The sequence below is a fragment of the Burkholderia anthina genome, from assembly GCF_001547525.1.
Taxonomy (GTDB): domain Bacteria; phylum Pseudomonadota; class Gammaproteobacteria; order Burkholderiales; family Burkholderiaceae; genus Burkholderia; species Burkholderia semiarida.
Map to the genome: position 1 here is coordinate 2498727 of NZ_CM003768.1, position 14405 is coordinate 2513131.

The window sequence follows — 14405 nt, forward strand, 5'->3', positions numbered from 1 at the left end:
AATCACAGAGCAAGATTCAGGGCGCGACGGCATGTGCCGATGGCTAGAGTAGGCACCATCTACACTAGAGAGTGCGAGGTTCAGATGAAAACCGCCTATCCGACCGACGATGCCCGCTGGGGCGCCGTGACCGAGCGCGATCCGCACGCGGACGGCGCGTTCTTCTATGGTGTCAGCACGACCGGCGTGTTCTGTCGCCCGACCTGCGCGTCGCGGCAGCCGCGCCGCGAGAACGTGTCCTTTTTCACCGATCCGGCGGCCGCGCGCGCGGCCGGTTTCCGGCCCTGCAAGCGTTGCCAGCCGGAAGGGCTGCCGCGCGAGCTGGAAATCGTCAATCGCGCGTGCGCGGTGCTCGACGCGCACGCCGAGCGGCTCACGCTGCAGCAGTTGAGCGACGCCGTGCACGTGAGCCCCTTCCACCTGCAGCGGCTCTTCAAGCGCGTGGTCGGCGTGTCGCCGCGGCAGTACCAGGCCGCGCAGCGCGGCGCCGCGCTGCGGCAGGCGCTGCTAAACGGCCAGCCGGTCACGCAGGCGGCCGTCGACGCGGGGTTCAACTCGCCGTCGCGGCTCTATGCGTCGGTGTCGCGCGAGCTCGGCATGGCGCCGTCCGCGTTTCGCCGCCAGGGCGCCGGCCTGCGGATCGACTACGCGACCGCGTCGACGTCGCTCGGCACGGTGCTCGTCGCCGCGACCGAACAGGGCATCTGCCGGATCGCGTTCGGCGACGACGCGGCGTCGCTCGTCGTCGAGCTGAAGGGCGCGTTCGCGCGGGCCGAACTGGTCGAATCGTCGGCCCGGCTCGCGCCGTTCGTCGCGCAGATCCGCGCCTACCTCGACGGCACGCGGCACGCGTTCGACCTGCCGCTCGACATCGCGCCGACCGCGTTCCAGCAGCGCGTGTGGGAAGCACTGACGCATATCCCGTACGGCGAAACGCGCAGCTATTCGGAGATCGCCGAGGCGCTCGGCTCGCCGCGCGCGGTGCGGGCGGTCGCGTCCGCGTGCGCGTCGAATCCGGTTGCGCTCGCGATCCCGTGCCACCGCGTCGTGCAAAAGGGCGGCGCGCTCGCCGGCTATCGCTGGGGCGTACGCCGCAAGGCGACCCTGCTCGCGGCCGAGGCGCGCCATGTTCACAACGATGAAGCCGAAGCCGAGACGGAGGGCAGCGCGGTTTGAGCATCGACACGATAACGATCACGTCTGTCGCGAACGGCGGCCCGGTGCCGCCGTCCGCGCAGATGGAACTCCGCTACAAGGCGCCGTACGACTGGGCGCGCGTGCTGCGCTTCTTCAGCGGGCGCGCGATTCCGGGCGTCGAGCAGGTGGCCGGCGGCGCGTATCGCCGCATCGTCGATCTGCACGGCGATGCCGGCCGGCTCACCGTCGCGAAGCACCCGCGCAAGCACTGCCTGATCGCGACCGTCGAAGGGGCGGTCGCGCGTCACGTCGACGACGCATTCGCCGCACGTGTCGCGACGATGTTCGACCTCGGCGCCGATCCGGCCGCGATCGGCGGCGGGCTCGCGCGCGATCCGTGGTTCGCGCCGCTCGTCGAGGCCGCGCCGGGCTTGCGCGTGCCGGGCGCATGGTCGGGGTTCGAGCTGGCCGTGCGCGCGATCGTCGGCCAGCAGGTGAGCGTGAAGGCCGCGACGACGATCGTCGGCCGGCTCGTCGAACGGGCCGGCGAACGCGTGATTCATGAAGACGACGGCGCGCCCGCGTGGCGTTTCCCGACGCCCGACGCCCTGGCCGCGTGCGATCTCGACAAGATCGGGATGCCCGGCAAGCGCGTGGCGGCGCTGACCGGCGTGGCGCGCGCGGTGGCGGCCGGCGACGTGCCGGTCGATCGCGCGCATGCCGATCTCGCGACGCTGCGCCGCGCGTGGCTCGATCTGCCCGGCATCGGCCCGTGGACCGTCGAATACATCGCGATGCGCGCGTGGCGCGACCCCGATGCGTGGCCGGCATCCGATCTGGTGCTGATGCAGTCGATCGCCGCGCGCGACCCGGCGCTCGACCGGCTCACCCGCCAGAAGCGCCGCACCGAAGGCTGGCGGCCATGGCGCGCGTATGCGGCGCTGCATCTGTGGAACGAAGTGGCTGACCGAGCGAGCGGCGCGCGCGGCGGGTAACTGCGGCGGCCGGCCAGGTGCGACCGCCAGCAGGCAGTGCCGCAACCCGTTGCGCACGCGATACCGGCATGCGGCGAGTGCAGGCGTGACGCGGCCCGTCACGGCGACGCCACGCATTCGGCGCTTCCCCGATGCTGCGCGTGCGATATGCGCGCACGCGTCGCTTCCCGATCCATTCAGCGGCATGGTTGCACCCGCGCGCCAGCCGTTCGCCGTTCACGTTCCGTCAGACGAATTCCGCTGGCCGGCGTGCCGACCGGCGTTGTCCGGAACCGGCGATGGAGGCCGGGACCGGCGCGTCCGGCCCGTCCGGTGGCCCGCTCAGGCCCGTGCGCCGGACCCGGCGCCACCTCAAGCGCGGGTTCCGGCGAGATGTTAAAGTGCCCGCTACCAACGAAGCGACCAACAATCCAGCCGGCCGCGCGCGGCGTTCTGCGCGCGGCCGTCACGCACTTGCGTCTCCATGTCGAACACCATGACTTACCGCCAGTCCGAACTGCTGCTGAAACGCCTCGACGCGCTGAGCTCGGGCCCGACGCGGCAGCATCTGCCCGACGGCCTGCGCGGCATCGAAAAGGAAAGCCTGCGCGTGACGCGCGACGGGATGATCGCATTCACGCCGCATCCGCGCGCCCTCGGTTCGGCGCTCACGCATCCGGCGCTGACGACCGACTATTCCGAAGCGCTGATCGAACTGATCACGCCCGCGGAGCGCGACGCCGCGCTCACGCTCGAACGCCTCGACGATCTGCATCGCTACGTGTATGCGTCGCTCGGTGACGAGCTGCTGTGGAACGACTCGATGCCGGGCCTGCTGCCGGCCGACGACCAGATCCCGATCGCCGACTACGGCACGTCGAACATCGGTCGCCTGAAGACGGTGTACCGGCGCGGGCTCGCGTATCGCTACGGCCGCACGATGCAGTGCATCGCCGGCATCCACTACAACTACTCGCTGCACGAGGAAGTGTGGCGGCGCCTGCATGCGGAAGAGGAATCGACGGCGACGCTCGTCGATTACCAGTCGGAACGCTATCTCGCGCAGATCCGCAACTTCCGCCGCCGCAGCTGGCTGCTGATGTACCTGTTCGGCGCGTCGCCGGTGCTCGACACGAAATTCCTGCGCGGCAAGCCGCACAAGCTCGACACGTTCGACGCCGATACGCTGTACCGGCCGTATGCGACGAGCCTGCGGATGAGCGATCTCGGCTACTCGAACACGACGGCCCAGGCCGCGCTGCACGTCGACTACAACACGCTGCCCGGCTATCTCGACGCGCTGTCGAAGGCCGTGAGCGAGCCGTATCCCGCGTACGAGGCGATCGGCACGCATCGCGACGGCGAGTGGATCCAGATCAACACGAACGTGCTGCAGATCGAGAACGAGTTCTACTCGACGATCCGGCCGAAGCGCGTCACGTATTCGGGCGAGCGGCCGTTGCATGCGCTCGCGTCGCGCGGCGTGCAGTACATCGAAGTGCGCTGCCTCGACATCGATCCGTTCGAACCGACCGGCATCGCGCTGGAGACCGCGCGCTTCATCGATGCGTTCCTGCTCGCGTGCGCGCTCGACGAAAGCGCGCCGCTCGACTGCGACGCATACAAGGAAGCGAACGCGAACTTCGGCAGCGTGACGCTGGACGGCCGCAAGCCGGGGCTCACGCTGACGCGCGACGGCCAGTCGATCACGCTGCAGCAGTGGGCCGACGAGCTGATGGGCGATATCGAGATCGTCGGCCGACGTCTGGACGAAATCCGCGGCGGCGACGCGCATGCGCGCGCGATTGCCGCGCAGCGCGAGAAGCTCGCCGATCCGGAGCGCACGCCGTCCGCGCGCGTGCTGCGCACGATGCGCGAGAACGGCCAGTCGTTCCTCGCGTTCGCGCTCGCGCAGAGCGAAGCGCATGCCGCGCATTTCCGCGCGCGCCCGCCGTCGGCCGAGACGCTGCGCACCGAGCAGGCGCTCGCCGCGAAGTCGCTCGCCGAGCAGGCCGAGCTCGAAGCGAAGGAGGCCGGATCGTTCGACGCATTCGTCGCCGCCTATCGCGCCTATACGCTGAACCGCTTCAGCGTGTGACGATCGCGCACGCGGCCGGCGCAGAATGCTGCGCCACGCCGCGATGCGACGGCCATCCGGTTCCATCGGTGATCAGTGATGGGCGTACGTGCCGCGATCGACCACGTGCGGCAGCGCCGGCTTGCCCGATTCCGTGCGGGCCCGGGCAGCGCCGCCGTAACCGGCAGCGTCGCCTTCACCGCGCGCCTGCGCGGCACACTGCATGATCGCCTGCATGTTGCCCGGAAAGTCGGGACTGCTTGCGAGGCTCGTCCGGTAGCCGGCGGCCTGCAACGCCACGAGTTCCTGGCGGACCTGCGCGCGCGTGAGCGTCGACGCGGCTTGCGCGTGAGCGGCGAACGCCGCGCCGATCAGCACGAATGCGCATGCCGCGTGTTTCATCGTCTTCATCGTGTGTGCTCCGTGAGGTTCCGGCGCCGCGCCATCGCCGGCGCGGCCGGAAACGATGCAGCCAGTCTAGGCTTCGGATGCTCAACGAAACATCCTCGTAGCCGGCAGTCACCTTTCCCGGTCGCGCAACATTGCGGGCGCCGGTGAGTCGTCACGACGGGTTTCCTGTCGCACGCGACAGCGGCGCGCCATCTGCCGGCCATCGTGCGGCGGGCCGCCCGCATCGGCTCGCCCGCATCGGGCTTCTCCCCCTTGTACAAGCGTGCCGCGCCTCCTAACCTCTTTTAAGCGACCGATCGGTTGGCCGCGCAACGTCGTTGCGCATGCAAGCGCCCGATCGCGGCCGTGACTGCAGGACATCGCCTTGTACCGAACCCGGCGCATCGACATGCGAATTCGGGTCGACTCTGGAGACACGATGAATCCCACCGACGCCCTACCGCCCGGCATCGTCTTCGCGCAACCGTTGACGCCCGTCGCCCACTCGCTGCTCCTGTCGTTTCTCGTCGCCGTGATCCCGATCGCGGTCGCGCTGATCGCGCTCGGCGTGCTGCGCCGCCCCGCGTGGCAGGCATCGCTCGCGGGGCTCGTCGCGGGCCTCGCGGTCGCGATCGGCGCGTGGGGGATGCCGGCCGGCCTCGCGTTCAACGCGGTCGGCGCCGGCATGGCGCTCGCGGTCGTGCCGGTGATGTGGATCGTCTTCAACGCGCTGCTGCTGTACAACATCGCGGTGAAGTCGGGTCGCTTCGATCAGTTCCGGCAGTGGATGCTCGATAACCTGCCCGACGACCGCCGCCTCGTGCTGCTCGTCGTCGCGTTCTCGTTCGGCTGTCTGCTCGAAGGGATTTCCGGCTTCGGCACGCCGGTCGCGATCACGAGCGCGCTCCTGATCGCGCTCGGTTTCCCCGCGCTCGAAGCGCTTACCTATACGCTGCTGTTCAACACGGCGCCGGTCGCGTTCGGCGCGCTCGGCGTGCCGATCACCGTGCTCGGCGCGGTCACGTCGCTGCCGCCCGCGACGCTCGCGCAGATGGTCGGCCGCCAGTTGCCGTTCTTCGCGCTGCTGCTGCCGTTCTACGTGGTCGGCGCGTATGGCGGGCTGCGCTCGATCTCGAAGCTGTGGCCGGCGCTGCTCGTATCCGGCGGCAGTTTCGCGCTCGCGCAGTTCGTCACGTCGAACTACCTCGGCTATCAGCTCACCGACGTGCTGTCGTCGCTCTCGTCGCTGATCGTGACGATCGGCTTCCTGCAGGTGTGGAAGCCGCAGCCCGATCCGCAATACGCGCTCGCGCGCAGCGTGCCGGCCGCCGCCGGCGCCGCGCGCGCGAGCTTCGGCGGCTGGCTGCCGTGGCTCGTCGTGTCGGTGGTCGTGATCGTGTGGGTGCACGCGAACATCGCGGCGATCGGCGACGTGAAGATCAAGTGGCCGGGCCTGCACAACGCCGTGTACGTGTCGCTGTACCACAAGCCGTATGCGGCGATCTGGGACTTCCAGCCGCTCGGCACCGGCACCGCGATCCTCGTGTCGGCGATCATCACGGCCGCGCTGACGCGCACCGGCCCGGGTGCGTTCGTCGAATGCGTGGTGAAGACGTGGCGGCAAACGTGGATCGCGATCGTCACGGTGATGATGATCGTGGGGCTCGCGTACCTGCTGAACTACTCGGGCATCAGCTACACGCTCGGTACCGGCGTCGCGTCGACGGGCGCGCTGTTCCCGCTGGTGTCCGCGTCGCTCGGCTGGATCGCCGTGTTCCTGTCCGGCAGCGACACGTCGGGCAACGCGCTGTTCGGCAACCTGCAGGTCGTCGCTGCGCGGCAGCTCGGCCTCGATCCGGTGCTGATGGCGGCGACCAACTCGTCGGGCGGCGTGATGGGCAAGATGATCTCGCCGCAGAACATCGCGACGGGTGTGTCGACGACGGACCTGAAAGGGCAGGAGGGCGTCGTGTTCGCCCGCACCTTCTGGCACAGCGTGATTCTCACGCTGTTGCTCGGCGTGCTGGTGTTCCTGCAGCAGCATGTGTTGACGTGGATGATTCCGGCGCTGCCGAAGTGACGCACGGCGCCGCCGCAGAAGGAAGGCACGAGGAAAACAACGAGGGAAGGCGCGGGAAAAGCGCCACGTAGCGTGCGGAAAACGGCGAGCGCGCGGCGGCTCGGCGCGCGTTCGCCCGCCGCGTGCCGCACGGCCGAGGCGTGCCGGTTGCAGGTTGGTTGCGCTCCGGCGCGCAGGATGGGATTTTGGCGACTGAAAACTGTGGACAATATGCCGGGGCGACGGTATACAACGATCATTCGCCGATACGGCGCCCCCGTTTTCACCGACAGCTCCGCCGCCTGCCCGACCATGACTGCCCCGAACGCGCTCAGCGCCATCGAACTCCTGCAAAGCCAGTCGCTCGCGATGATCGTTCAGGACATGCTCGAGCGCGCGATCGTCTCCGGCGAATACGCGCCCGGCGAAAAGCTCAACGAAGTCGATATCGCGACGAAGCTGAACGTGTCGCGCGGCCCGGTGCGCGAAGCGTTCCGCGCGCTCGAACAGGCCGGCCTGCTGCGCAACGAGAAGAACCGCGGCGTGACCGTGCGCGTCGTGCCGCTGCGCGAGGCCGAGGAGATCTACGAAGTGCGCGCGATGCTCGACGAGTCGGTCGCGCGCGCGCTCGCGAAGCGCATCTCGCCCGACACGCTGAAGGTGCTGAAGGGCATCATTCAGTCGATGAAGGACGCCGCGAAGGCGCACGACGTCACGCGTTATACCGAGCTGAACGTGCAGTTTCACGACGCGATGGTCGTCGGCGTCGGCAATACGCATCTCGTCGATACCTACCGGCGGCTCGTGCGCCAGCTCGGCCTGCTGCGCCAGGCGGCGATCGAGGCCGAGGAGGATGCGATCGCGGTGTCGGCGGCCGAGCACGACAGGATCGTCCAGGCGCTCGCGGCCGGCGACGAGGAAAAGGCCGTCGCGCTCGTGCGCGAGCACGTCGCGCATGGTCTCGCACGGATGCGCCGCATGCATGAGCAGGGGTTGCCCGCGACGGGCAAGGCGGTGCGGGAGAAGGCGGGCGCGTGAATTGCCGCGTTGGCGGTTACCGCACGGTGACGCGGCGCGGAGTGGGTGCGCATCGCCCGCTTGCATGGCAGAGCGCTGAAGGCGCGCGCTCCGCGGGACATTGATGATATTCGTTCGAATGCGGGGATCGCTCGCCGCCGATCATTGGCCGCGCTGCTTATCAAAGAAGTCGTCGAGCACCCAACCCGTTCCGGATTCGCAGCGCACTTGCGTGTACGCGTAAATCTTCGCAGCCCGATCCGCCACCGGGACGCAGGATTCGCCTTTCCTGACCGTGAAGATCGGATGCGTTCTGTCGTCGTTTGGCTCGGCGAAGGCCGGCATGTCACGAAGTGCCGCCCATTTCTCGTCTTTATATTTCGAGCACGCACCGATCATCATCGTGAGCGCGACAAGTAGCAGCAGGCGTGTCATTTTTTCGGATACCGTCGGATTCCAATCAGGCGTTTCGAATGGCGCAGACCGGTCATCAAATCCGCAGGCGCTATGATACTCGGGAGTTGCCATCTCGGGTCGTGAGCCAGAATTCCCGCTTTGCCAAGTACTTCGGCTATGTTCGAGGAGCAATTGTTGTCGATGAGAGCGTATGGTTTGTTTTCGTGTAGCCGGCGTTTTATCTCGGAAACGATGATCCTTTTCTCATCCCTGGATGTATGAAGGAGATAGCCGATCGTATCGCGTTGCATCTTGGTCTGCTGGCGATTTAAGTAGTTCAGGATGTTATCTACGTCCCATCCCGGGTGCGCTCGGCCATATACGACCCCATCGACTGCAATCGCGACATGTCCGAACCGGGACCCTCTCGAGACGGATCGGGAATCGCTAATCAAGATTTCAATGGTTGTTGATGAGTGCATGAAAGAAAAAGCGGGATTCTATTTGTCGGATCGTTTGAATCCTGTCATGCTGTTTTTGATAATAAAATCGAGATAATGAAATGACAAAAATAAAGCGTATGGATTGGCGCGCCGTTTTATAAGTTTTATTTTAGCTGGGACATGTCTTGTCGATGCGTGATTGTCCTCATGGGGGATTTTGCGTTTCGAAACAAAAGCGGCGCCTGGAATCGGACTTTTTCTATTAGCGGGATTTCCCCCCCTGTTGTTCGGTCGATGTGCGGATTCGACAGAGGCTGGCGACATGATGGTGCCGGCGAGCCGCCGGCCTCTCCCGTTCCTCGCCGCATTCGCCCCGCCCTTTACGCCTTGTCCGCCTTCCCCGCCGCACTCGCCAACTTCGCGAGCCACGTATCGACGACCGACGGCTGCCGGTTCTCGTCTTCCGCGCGCTCCTTGCGGCGGATCGCATTGCGCACGACATGCGCGCCGACATAGCGAATCGGCTCCGGCGGAAACTGGCCGAGCGGGCCACGCACGAGCGGGCTGCGCGTCCACGCGTTGTCGAGGCCGAGCACGAGCGACGACAGGATCTGCCCGCCCATGTAGGTCGGCCCGACGCCGTTGCCCGAATAGCCGAAGCCGTAGAACACGTTCGGCGCGTCGTCGAGACGGCCGAAGAACGGGAAGCCTGTTACCGAGCGGTCCGACGGCCCGTTCCAGCTTGCGGTGATCGGCACGCCCGCAAGCGACGGAAAAAATGCGCGCAGGCTCCGCGTGAGCTGCGCCTCGTACGGCGAGCGCCGGTCGAACACGGGCGCGATGCGGCTGCGCCACGAGAACGTGTTGCCGCCCTTGCCGAGCATCAGCCGCCCGTCGGCCGTCGTGCGGTAGTAGTAGACGAAGATCCGCGAATCGAGCACCGACACGCCGTCCACGAGCCCCGTCTGCGCCAGCAACGCCGGGCATTTCTCGGTGATGACCATATCGCTCGACACGACCGCGATCGTGCGTTCGAACTGCGGGAAGCGGCTCGCCATCCACGCGTTGATCGCGAAGACCAGCTTGCCTGCGTGCACGCTGCCGGACGGCGTCTGCACGACGGCCGGCTGCCCTGGCGTGAAGTCGACGAGCGGCGTGCGCTCGTATATCCGTATGCCCATATCGAGCGCGACGCGGCGCAGGCCGCGCACGAGCTTGCCGGGATGCACGGTCGCGGCGATCGGCGAGTACACGCCGTCGAGATTGCGTGCGGAGCCCGAGCGGCGCGCGACTTCGGCGGGGGGCAGATGTTCGTAGCTGTGGATGCCGCACGCGGCGAGCGCGTCGAGCACCGGCGCGAGCGTGCCGACCTGCGCGCGCGACGTCGCGGTGTACAGCGTGCCGTCGAGCCGCAGGTCCGCATCGATGCCGTGCGCGCGGCAGAAGTCGGCGATGTGCTGGACGGCCGCTTCCGACGCCCTCACGAGCCGGATCGCCTCGGCTTCGCCGAACAGGCGCCGCAGCGTCAGGAATTTCGCCGACCACGTGAGCAGGCAGCCGCCGTTGCGGCCGCTCGCGCCGGCGCCGCACAGGTCGGCCTCGAGGATCGCGATGTCGAGCGCGGGGTTGTGCTGCTTCGCCTGGATCGCGGTCCAGAGGCCCGTGAAGCCGCCGCCGACGATGCACACGTCGGCCCGCGTCGCACCTTGCAGCGCGGGGGCGAGATCGCCGTCGTTGAACAGCGCTTGTTCGATCCAGAAGGGGCGCATCGGAGCATTCGTCGATAAAGGGCCGTGCGGCGCACAGCCGGAAAAACGGACGGCCGCATGCGTATGCGGCCGGTACGTCGCGTCACATCGTCATGCAGCCGCTTCGGCCGATAGGCGGCTGCGGCGCACATCCATCGCCTTCAGCGTGTCGGCGATCGCCGCGACAGTGCGCGGAATCCCGGCTTCGCCGACGCGACCGATGCAGCCGACGCGGAACGTCTGCACTTCGGTCCGCTTGCCCGGATACGGAATGTAGTCGCCCTTTTTGACCTCCTGATAACACCGCTTGCAGTCGTCATTCGGATCGTCCGGGCGCCATCGCGTTGCTTCCTGCTTTTTGCATGTTGTTGACAATCTACAAATCGTCCATTTTAATGTCAAGCATCGAAACACTCGTTCGGCGCGGCACGGGCGCCGACGGCTCACCGCTTCGCCCCGAAAGGAATGAACGTCATGACTGAAACGCCCGTCTCCGTGGAAGTGAACGGCCGCCGCTACAACTGGATGAGCCGGCCCGTGGTGGTCGTCTGCGTCGATGGCTGCGCGTATGAATATCTGGAAGAGGCCGCCGAGGCCGGCGTCGCGCCGTTCCTGCGCACGCTGCTGAAGCCGGGCACGGCACTGAAGGGCGAATGCGTGGTGCCGAGCTTCACGAACCCGAACAACCTGTCGATCGTGACCGGCGTGCCGCCGGCGATCCACGGGATCAGTGGCAACTACTTCTACGATCGGGACACCGGCGCCGAGGTGCTGATGAACGATCCGAAGTACCTGGTCGCGCCCACCGTGCTCGCGGCCTTCGCCGAACAGGGCGCGCGCGTCGCGGTCGTCACCGCGAAGGACAAGCTGCGCCGCCTGCTCGGCAAGGGGCTGAAGGGCATCTGCTTCTCGTCGGAAAAGGCCGACGAAGCGAGCGTCGAGGAAAACGGCATCGACAACGTGCTCGAGCTGGTCGGCAAGCCTGTGCCCAGCGTGTACAGCGCGGCGCTGTCGGAATTCGTGTTCGCGGCCGGCGTGCGCCTGCTCGAGACGCGCCCGATCGACCTGATGTACCTGTCGACCACCGACTACGTGCAGCACAAGTGCGCGCCCGGCACGGAAGGCGCGAACGCGTTCTACGCGATGATGGATACCTACCTCAAGCGCCTCGACGAACTCGGCGCGATCGTCGCGATCACGGCCGATCACGGGATGAACGCGAAGCACGACGACGCGACCGGCGAGCCGAACGTCGTCTACCTGCAGGAGCTGTTCGACGAATGGCTTGGCCACGATGCGGCGCGTGTGATCCTGCCGATCACCGATCCGTACGTCGTGCACCATGGTGCGCTCGGTTCGTTCGCGACCGTCTACGTGCCGGCAACGGCCGATGCCGAAGCGCTGCGCGCGCGGCTCGCCGCGGTCGACGGCATCGACGTCGTGCTGACGGGCGCCGAAGGCTGCGCGCGCTTCGAGCTGCCGCCCGCGCGGATGGGCGACCTGATCGTGATCTCCAGGCAGGACGTCGTGCTCGGCACGCGCCGCATCAAGCACGATCTGTCCGGCCTCGACGTGCCGTTGCGCTCGCACGGCGGGATCTCCGAGCAGATCGTGCCGCTGATCTTCAGCAAGCCGGTCGCGACCGATGTCGCGGGCCGCGCGCGGCTGCGCAACTTCGACATCATCGATATCGCGCTCAACCATCTGCAGTGATGCACGCGCATCCTTGGGGAGATACAGGCATGAACGCCTTTGCAGCATCGACGGCGGTGCGCGAGATTCGTCGCGAGGCACTGCGAATCGACGGCGAGCGGATTCAGCGGGATGCGGTGATCGACGTGCGCAACCCGTACGACGGCGCACTGGTCGGCACCGTGCCGAAGGCGACGCTCGACGACGTGCGCCGCGCATTCGCGGTCGCGCGTGCATACCGGCCGACGCTCACGCGCCACGATCGCGCGGCGATCCTGCGCCGCGCGGCCGACATCGTGCGCGCTCGCACCGCGGAGATCGCCGCGCTGATCACGGCCGAGGCCGGGTTGTGCATCAAGGATTCGACGTACGAAGCGGGCCGCGTGGCCGACGTGCTGACGTTCGGCGCCGGCGAAGTGCTGAAGGACGACGGGCAGATCTTCTCGTGCGATCTGACGCCACACGGCAAGAAGCGCCGCGTGTACACGCAGCGCGACCCGCTGCTCGGCGTGATTTCGGCGATCACGCCGTTCAACCACCCAATGAACCAGGTCGCGCACAAGGTCGTGCCGTCGGTCGCGACCAACAACCGGATCGTCGTGAAGCCGTCGGAGAAGGTGCCGCTGTCGTGCTGCCTGTTCGCGGACATCCTGTACGAAGCCGGCTTGCCGCCGCAGATGCTGCAGGTGATCACCGGCGACCCGAAGGACATTGCGGACGAATTGATCACGAACCCGGCGATCGACCTGATCACGTTCACCGGCGGCGTGTCGATCGGCAAATCGATCGCCGCGCGGATGGGCTACCGGCGCGCGGTGCTCGAACTCGGCGGCAACGATCCGATCATCGTGATGGAAGACGCCGATCTCGACGAGGCGAGCACGCTCGCGGTGTCGGGCTCGTACAGGAATTCGGGGCAGCGCTGCACGGCGATCAAGCGGATGCTCGTGCACGAGGCAGTGGCCGATCGCTTCACGGAACTCGTCGTCGAGAAGACGCGCGCATGGTCGTACGGCAATCCGTCCGATCCGTCGGTCGACATGGGCACCGTGATCGACGAAGCGGCCGCGCAATTCTGCGAGCAGCAGGTGAACGACGCGATCGCACGCGGTGCGCGGCTGCTGGTCGGCAACGTGCGCGACGGCGCGCTGTATTCGCCGACCGTCGTCGACCGCGTGACGCCCGACATGCCGCTGGTCAAGCATGAAACCTTCGGCCCGGTGTCGCCGATCCTGCGCTTTCGCGACATCGACGAAGCGATCCGGATGTCGAACAGCACCGACTACGCGCTGTCGTCGTCGGTGTGCACGAACCGCTTCGACCACATCACGCGCTTCATCACCGAACTCGAAGTCGGCAGCGTGAACGTGCGCGAGGTGCCCGGCTATCGGCTCGAGCTGACGCCGTTCGGCGGCGTGAAGGATTCGGGGCTCGGATACAAGGAGGGGGTGCAGGAAGCGATGAAGAGCTTCACGAACACGAAGACGTATTCGTTGCCATGGTAAGCGACGTGTAAGCGGCCCGTGCCGGCATCGAGGTTGGCGTGGTCGTTATTCGATCGGCTCATATCGTTAGCCGATTTGCGTTTTTGCCGGGCCTTCCCGCATCGGTAGAATTCGCGGACCTCTCGAACGGCGCAGGCGTGCCGGCGGGATGATTCTCTCCAATCATTCGGGGTCCGCACCATGAAATTCCTCCGCTCCATCCTGATCGTCGCGCTGCTGCAGGCCGCCGCGGCCACCAGCGCGCTGGCTGCCGACGACCTGTCGCAGATCAAGTCGGCCGGCGTGTTCCGCATCGGTACCGAAGGCACCTACGCGCCGTTCACGTACCACGACGAGACGGGCAAGCTGACGGGCTTCGACGTCGACATCGCGACCGCGATCGCGCAGCGTCTCGGCGTGAAGCCGCAGTTCGTCGAAGGCAAATGGGACGGGCTGATCGCGGGCCTCGACGTGAACCGCTACGACGCGGTCGTGAACGAAGTGTCGATCACCGACGCGCGCAAGGCGAAATACGACTTCTCGACGCCGTACATCACGTCGCATGCGGTGCTGATCGTGCGCGCGGACAACACGACGATCCGCTCGTTCGACGACCTGAAGGGCAAGAAATCCGCGAACACGCTGACCAGCAATTTCGGCAAGCTCGCGGCCGCGCACGGCGCCGACGTGGTGCCCGTGCAGGGCTTCAACGAATCGATCGACCTGCTGACGTCCGGACGCGTCGATGCGACGATCAACGATTCGCTGTCGTACCTCGATTTCCGCAAGCACAAGCCCGACGCGAAACTGAAGATCGCGGCGACCGACACGAGCGGCGCGGGCGACGCGTCCGGCGTGCTGCTGCGCAAGGGCAGCCCCGCACTGGTGGCCGCGATCGACAAGGCGCTCGCGGACATCAAGGCGGACGGCACCTACGCGAAGATCTCGCAGAAGTACTTCGGCCGCGACGTGTCGCAGCCGTGACGCG

The 14405-nt window shown here is 67.0% G+C and carries 11 protein-coding genes and 1 pseudogene; 8 read left to right on the forward strand and 4 right to left on the reverse strand.

Features of this window, described 5'->3' with window-relative positions; genetic code table 11:
• The first annotated feature begins 84 nt into the window (after positions 1–84).
• The 3 genes from ada to gshA all read left to right on the forward strand — a co-directional run bounded on the left by ada (position 85) and on the right by gshA (position 4209).
• Positions 85–1176, forward strand: a complete 1092-nt coding sequence (ada, locus tag WS64_RS11425; RefSeq protein ID WP_060966493.1) for a bifunctional DNA-binding transcriptional regulator/O6-methylguanine-DNA methyltransferase Ada — start codon at positions 85–87, stop codon at positions 1174–1176.
• On the forward strand, positions 1173–2132 hold the full coding sequence (locus WS64_RS11430) for a DNA-3-methyladenine glycosylase family protein (protein ID WP_060966494.1): 960 nt from the start codon (positions 1173–1175) through the stop codon (positions 2130–2132). Before ada ends, WS64_RS11430 begins: the two co-directional genes overlap by 4 nt.
• A gap of 463 nt (positions 2133–2595) precedes the next feature.
• Positions 2596–4209, forward strand: a complete 1614-nt coding sequence (gene gshA, locus WS64_RS11435; protein WP_060966495.1) for a glutamate--cysteine ligase — start codon at positions 2596–2598, stop codon at positions 4207–4209.
• A gap of 72 nt (positions 4210–4281) precedes the next feature.
• On the opposite strand, the gene WS64_RS11440 is transcribed toward gshA, so the two are convergent.
• On the reverse strand, positions 4282–4599 hold the full coding sequence (locus tag WS64_RS11440; RefSeq protein ID WP_060966496.1) for a DUF4148 domain-containing protein: 318 nt from the start codon (positions 4597–4599) through the stop codon (positions 4282–4284).
• Between the two features lie 418 nt (positions 4600–5017).
• Here WS64_RS11440 and WS64_RS11445 point away from each other — a divergent pair, with 418 nt between their 5' ends.
• Positions 5018–6658, forward strand: a complete 1641-nt coding sequence (locus tag WS64_RS11445; protein WP_060966497.1) for an L-lactate permease — start codon at positions 5018–5020, stop codon at positions 6656–6658.
• Between the two features lie 291 nt (positions 6659–6949).
• A complete protein-coding gene (locus WS64_RS11450) occupies positions 6950–7675 on the forward strand; it encodes a phosphonate utilization associated transcriptional regulator (protein WP_060966498.1) in 726 nt (241 codons plus the stop codon).
• A gap of 141 nt (positions 7676–7816) precedes the next feature.
• Here WS64_RS11450 and WS64_RS11455 read toward each other — a convergent pair whose 3' ends face one another.
• The 3 genes and pseudogenes from WS64_RS11455 to WS64_RS11465 form a co-directional block, all read right to left on the reverse strand.
• Positions 7817–8182 (reverse strand): hypothetical protein, encoded by a 366-nt coding sequence (locus WS64_RS11455; protein WP_155720418.1) that lies wholly within the window; start codon positions 8180–8182, stop codon positions 7817–7819.
• A 691-nt stretch (positions 8183–8873) separates the two neighbouring features.
• The gene (locus tag WS64_RS11460) at positions 8874–10262 is read right to left on the reverse strand and encodes an FAD-dependent oxidoreductase (protein WP_060966499.1); all 1389 of its coding nucleotides are present in this window, start codon (positions 10260–10262) and stop codon (positions 8874–8876) included.
• A 90-nt stretch (positions 10263–10352) separates the two neighbouring features.
• A pseudogene (locus tag WS64_RS11465) lies at positions 10353–10574 on the reverse strand (2-aminoethylphosphonate--pyruvate transaminase); the annotation flags it as partial.
• A 141-nt stretch (positions 10575–10715) separates the two neighbouring features.
• Between WS64_RS11465 and phnA the strand changes: the two are divergent.
• From phnA to WS64_RS11480, 3 genes are all read left to right on the forward strand, one after another.
• Positions 10716–11954 carry a phosphonoacetate hydrolase gene (gene phnA / locus WS64_RS11470; RefSeq protein ID WP_060966950.1) on the forward strand — a complete coding sequence of 413 codons (1239 nt, stop codon included), beginning with the start codon at positions 10716–10718 and terminating at the stop codon, positions 11952–11954.
• Positions 11955–11983: 29 nt separating this feature from the next.
• The gene (gene phnY / locus WS64_RS11475) at positions 11984–13438 is read left to right on the forward strand and encodes a phosphonoacetaldehyde dehydrogenase (RefSeq protein ID WP_060966500.1); all 1455 of its coding nucleotides are present in this window, start codon (positions 11984–11986) and stop codon (positions 13436–13438) included.
• A 180-nt stretch (positions 13439–13618) separates the two neighbouring features.
• On the forward strand, positions 13619–14401 hold the full coding sequence (locus tag WS64_RS11480) for an amino acid ABC transporter substrate-binding protein (RefSeq protein WP_059573597.1): 783 nt from the start codon (positions 13619–13621) through the stop codon (positions 14399–14401).
• The last annotated feature ends 4 nt before the right edge of the window (positions 14402–14405 follow it).

Excerpts from the sequence above, each read along its gene's own strand:
- ada (WP_060966493.1), top strand. The coding sequence starts at position 85 with ATGAAAACCGCCTATCCGACCGACGATGCCCGCTGGGGCGCCGTGACC.
- gshA (WP_060966495.1), top strand. The coding sequence starts at position 2,596 with ATGTCGAACACCATGACTTACCGCCAGTCCGAACTGCTGCTGAAACGC.
- WS64_RS11440 (WP_060966496.1), bottom strand. The coding sequence starts at position 4,599 with ATGAAGACGATGAAACACGCGGCATGCGCATTCGTGCTGATCGGCGCG.
- WS64_RS11445 (WP_060966497.1), top strand. The coding sequence starts at position 5,018 with ATGAATCCCACCGACGCCCTACCGCCCGGCATCGTCTTCGCGCAACCG.
- WS64_RS11450 (WP_060966498.1), top strand. The coding sequence starts at position 6,950 with ATGACTGCCCCGAACGCGCTCAGCGCCATCGAACTCCTGCAAAGCCAG.
- WS64_RS11455 (WP_155720418.1), bottom strand. The coding sequence starts at position 8,182 with ATGGCAACTCCCGAGTATCATAGCGCCTGCGGATTTGATGACCGGTCT.
- WS64_RS11460 (WP_060966499.1), bottom strand. The coding sequence starts at position 10,262 with ATGCGCCCCTTCTGGATCGAACAAGCGCTGTTCAACGACGGCGATCTC.
- phnA (WP_060966950.1), top strand. The coding sequence starts at position 10,716 with ATGACTGAAACGCCCGTCTCCGTGGAAGTGAACGGCCGCCGCTACAAC.
- phnY (WP_060966500.1), top strand. The coding sequence starts at position 11,984 with ATGAACGCCTTTGCAGCATCGACGGCGGTGCGCGAGATTCGTCGCGAG.
- WS64_RS11480 (WP_059573597.1), top strand. The coding sequence starts at position 13,619 with ATGAAATTCCTCCGCTCCATCCTGATCGTCGCGCTGCTGCAGGCCGCC.